5 protein-coding genes and 1 pseudogene are annotated in these 3,823 nt (G+C 63.7%); 3 read left to right on the forward strand and 3 right to left on the reverse strand.

The genetic code is table 11. The features are described 5' to 3' along the window. Positions 1-185: 185 nt before the first annotated feature. A complete protein-coding gene (locus ABZW16_RS43315; RefSeq protein ID WP_354961984.1) occupies positions 186-440 on the forward strand; it encodes a hypothetical protein in 255 nt (84 codons plus the stop codon). Positions 441-679: 239 nt separating this feature from the next. On the opposite strand, the gene ABZW16_RS43320 is transcribed toward ABZW16_RS43315, so the two are convergent. The 3 genes from ABZW16_RS43320 to ABZW16_RS43330 all read right to left on the reverse strand — a co-directional run bounded on the left by ABZW16_RS43320 (position 680) and on the right by ABZW16_RS43330 (position 2,538). Continuing rightward, on the reverse strand, positions 680-1,024 hold the full coding sequence (locus ABZW16_RS43320; RefSeq protein WP_354961985.1) for a zinc ribbon domain-containing protein YjdM: 345 nt from the start codon (positions 1,022-1,024) through the stop codon (positions 680-682). Between the two features lie 22 nt (positions 1,025-1,046). Continuing rightward, positions 1,047-1,853, reverse strand: a complete 807-nt coding sequence (locus ABZW16_RS43325; RefSeq protein ID WP_354961986.1) for an alpha/beta hydrolase — start codon at positions 1,851-1,853, stop codon at positions 1,047-1,049. Positions 1,854-2,154: 301 nt separating this feature from the next. Next, complete coding sequence (locus tag ABZW16_RS43330) at positions 2,155-2,538, reverse strand: DUF5313 family protein (RefSeq protein WP_354961987.1); 384 nt, start codon at positions 2,536-2,538, stop codon at positions 2,155-2,157. A 178-nt stretch (positions 2,539-2,716) separates the two neighbouring features. Here ABZW16_RS43330 and ABZW16_RS43335 point away from each other — a divergent pair, with 178 nt between their 5' ends. Together ABZW16_RS43335 and ABZW16_RS43340 are read left to right on the forward strand one after the other, a co-directional pair. Further along, positions 2,717-3,055 (forward strand): metalloregulator ArsR/SmtB family transcription factor, encoded by a 339-nt coding sequence (locus ABZW16_RS43335; RefSeq protein ID WP_354961988.1) that lies wholly within the window; start codon positions 2,717-2,719, stop codon positions 3,053-3,055. A gap of 111 nt (positions 3,056-3,166) precedes the next feature. Then, a pseudogene (locus ABZW16_RS43340) lies at positions 3,167-3,823 on the forward strand (phosphoenolpyruvate carboxykinase); the annotation flags it as partial.

Below are 3,823 nucleotides of genomic sequence, written 5' to 3' on the forward strand. Positions count from 1 at the left end.
GGGTATCGACCAGTACGCCAACCTGCTGCAACACCGGAAACTGCTGGTCATCGGCCAATAGCGGTGGCGTGACGATTCTGGTCCGTTTGCCGTAGGTTCCTGCCCTCGGCAGGGCGCAACGAACATGGGAACGGTTCCGACCAGCGGATTCGCGGTGGGAACTGGTCGTAGAAGCCGATTGTGATTTGCAGGGCATCGGATCCGCGGTAGGGATTGCAGTCCGTTCCGACGCCCATCAGCTCGAGCTGGCGCTGGTGGCCGAGACATTGGTGATCCATCTGTATTGCCCTGCGGTGGTGTCGCGCAAGCCGCGCGGCCTGCTGCACGGCGACCGGGCGGTGCGCATCATCATGGGGCAGGTGGTGCTGGGTGTGCGGCGGCAGGGGTTTCACTGGTGGAATCGCTTGCCCCAGTGGTGTCGAACTCGATCTGACTCGTGACCAGTTCGGTCTGGGGCAGGTTGTCACCGCTGGTCGGGTTGTCGAGCGTCTGCGGGGGGCGGTTTCCGTGGCGGTGGGATGAGTATCTTCTGCTGCGTCAGCGGGTGATCGATCTTCTCGGTGAACTGCCCGAGCCGGTCGTTTGATCCTGTCGGCGCAGGCAGGTGTGCCGTTCCTCGGTGACGTCAGAAGTTCCTCGTCAGTGGCATTCCTTAGCATCGTGTCGCGAGGTCGTTTGGTCAGCTCTTCTTGACCACGCTGGATTTGAGTTGCATGGGTCCGATGCCGTCGATCTTGCAGTCGATGTCGTGGTCACCGATACCGTTGACGAGGCGGATGTTGCGGACCTTGGTGCCTGCCTTGATGCCGGTCGGGCTGCCCTTGACCTTGAGGGTTTTGATGACGGTCACGGTGTCGCCGTCGGCGAGGACATTGCCGACGGCGTCGGTGATGACGGCGCCTGCCGTGTCCGGCGCGGTCGTGGCCTGCCATTCGTGGGCGCATTCGGGGCAGACAAGGAGCGCACCCATTTCGTAGGTGTATTGGCTCGAGCAGGCGGGACAGGGCGGTAGGGTCTCGGTCACCGAGTCGTCCTTTCGGGAGTTGCTATGCGGCGGTGAGGAATTCGATGATGACGCGGTTGACTTCCTCGGGCTGTTCCAGGTAGCCAAAGTGTCCGCAGCGCTCGATCTCGACGTAACGCGCGCCGGGGATGGCGGCGGCGACCTCGCGGCCGAAGAAGGTGGGTGTCATCTGGTCGTCGGCGAATCCGACGATCAAGCTGGGGGCGGTGATGCGCGCGTAGTCGGGCAGGCGGTCGCGGGAGCGGTCCATGCCGATCTGGGCTCGCACGCCGGGGGGTGTTTTGCCGGTGGTGAATTCGAAGATGTCGAGCCATTCCTGGGCCTTGGCTTCATCTTTGAGGGTGTGTGGCGACAGGTTGAGCATTGCCTTGATGGCCGCGGCGTACTGTGCGGGCAGCTGAATGTCGTTGTCGTACAAGGCTTGTTCGCCGAGGTTGAGGGTGCGCGCGAGCGGATGGGGTCGTCCGGCGGCACCGAGCATGACGGCCTTGGCGAGCAGGTCGGGTCGCGCCAGCGCCAATTCCTGCACGACGCGTGCGCCCATCGAGTGGCCGACCACATGGGCGCGGCCGCCACCGAGGTGCTCGATCAACGCGGCGGTGTCGGCGACCAGATCGTCGATACCGAAACCGCTGGCGCATTCGTCCGAGGGCGCGATCCCGCGGTTGTCCACCGTCGCGACCCGGAATCCGGCCTTGACCAGCGCGGGCACCTGATATGTGCGCCAGACCCGGCCCGGACTCCCGGTCCCCATGATCAGCAGGACCAGCGGCCCCGCGCCGGTGACGTCATAGTTGAGCCGGATCCCGTTGAGGGTGGCGATGGGCATGATCCTTCTTCCGTCTCGTGGCGCGTCGAGTGACGAACAGTGTTGGTGCGCTGCGGGTTCAGCAGTGACTGCGGGTGCCCGAACGGCGTGCCGGTGCTGAGGAAGATCAGCGCGTGCGCATGGCAGCGCGGGCACGCGGAATCGGCTGTCGTGACTGCGGAAGTTCGGCACAATAGGCCGCAATCCGCGCACCGCAGAATCCGCCCGCGTAGTCGGCTGATCGGTGTTACCCGCATCCCGTTCACCTCCCTGATTACTTGCGAACATTAGCAAGTATCAGATGGGAGAGTTTCGGCCGGGTTCAGGCGCGACCGTGGCGGCGTTCGTAGGCTTGACGTTCAGCTTCGGCGCGTTGCTGTTTGGCGCCGGATTCGGCCAAGGCGGGATCGAGGCCGTGTTTGATCAGGCGGTGGCGCCGGTAGACGTACATCAGTGCCAGGGTGAAATAGATCAGCGGCAGATACAGCAGCGCCATCATCGCCACGCCCATCCATATCGGGCCCGGGATCAGCAGGAATAGACACAGCACCGGAATCACCGGGATCAGGAACCGCATCAGGTAGCGGCGCACCGCACCCGGCCCGGTCAGGTCGTTACGCACCCAATCCGACATCGACGCGGGCAGAGTGGCCCCGCAGATATAGCCGATCCGCTGACGGAAGGTGGGGATCGTGCGCTCGGTCATCGGCTCGGCATCCTGATCGTTGGTGTGGTTGTGCATTTCGTGCGGTTGTCTCGATGTCCGCCTCGGCTGCACTGTTTGCTAAAGTTCGCAACCAGGATATCGGTTGTTCGAGCCGATGCCCCAACACCCCAGGAGGATGGTTCACCACGTGCCGGGATCGAGTACGCCGCTCTATCGGATGAAGGCCGAGTTCTTCAAGACGCTCGGTCATCCCGTGCGTATTCGGGTGTTGGAGCTGTTGAGCGAACGTGAGTACGCGGTGTCGGAGATCCTGGCCGAGGTGGGGGTGGAGCCTGCGAACCTGTCGCAGCAGCTGTCGATCCTGCGCCGGGCGGGTTTGGTGACGGGGTGCCGTGAAGGTTTGTCGGTGACCTACGCTCCGACCTCACCGCGCATCGCCGAACTGCTGGTCACCGCACGCGCCATCCTGACCGGCGTGGTGGCCGGGCAGGCCGAGTTGCTGGAGGACGAGGAATCCGGCGCGGAACCGCTCGCGGTGGGTCGGCGCGCGGGCTGAGCAGTGGGCATGATCACCCGTCATGCCTCTGGCAACTGATTGCATGATTTCTAAACTAGACACCTAGCCAGTTTCGTAAGGAGAAGACCTGTGACCGATCGCTTCGCGTCTATGTTGGTTCCGGCGGCCCCGACCGATCATCCGGGTATCACCGCCTGGGTCGGTGAAGTGGCCGAGCTGACCGCGCCGGATCGCGTTGTCTGGTGTGACGGCTCGCGCAAGGAGTGGGATCGGTTGACCGCGGAGCTGGTCGAGAAGGGCACCTTCGTCCCGCTCGAAGGGAAACCGAATTCGTTCTGGTGCGTATCGGATCCGGAGGATGTGGCGCGGGTGGAGGACCGGACGTTCATCTGCTCGCAGGAGCCCTCGGACGCGGGCCCGACGAACAACTGGGTGGACCCGGTCGATATGCGCACGGTGATGACCGAGCACTTCCGTGGCGCGATGTCGGGGCGGACCATGTATGTGATCGCGTTCTGCATGGGGCCTTTGGATGCGGCGGAGCCGAAATATGGTGTGCAGATCACCGATTCGGCGTATGTCGCGGTATCGATGCAGATCATGACTCGCTCCGGTGCACCGGTGTGGAACAAGCTCACCAGCGATACAGAATTCGTGCAGTGCCTGCATTCGGTGGGCGTGCCGCTGAGCCCCGGCCAGCAGGATGTGTCGTGGCCGTGCGATAAGACAAAGTACATCGCGCATTTCCCGGAGACTCGCACCATCTGGAGCTACGGCTCGGGCTACGGCGGCAACGCGCTGCTCGGC

This window comes from Nocardia sp. NPDC004604, from assembly GCF_040609795.1.
GTDB lineage: Bacteria > Actinomycetota > Actinomycetes > Mycobacteriales > Mycobacteriaceae > Nocardia.

Excerpts from the sequence above, each read along its gene's own strand:
- ABZW16_RS43325 (WP_354961986.1), bottom strand. The coding sequence starts at position 1,853 with ATGCCCATCGCCACCCTCAACGGGATCCGGCTCAACTATGACGTCACC.
- ABZW16_RS43330 (WP_354961987.1), bottom strand. The coding sequence starts at position 2,538 with ATGACCGAGCGCACGATCCCCACCTTCCGTCAGCGGATCGGCTATATC.
- ABZW16_RS43335 (WP_354961988.1), top strand. The coding sequence starts at position 2,717 with ATGAAGGCCGAGTTCTTCAAGACGCTCGGTCATCCCGTGCGTATTCGG.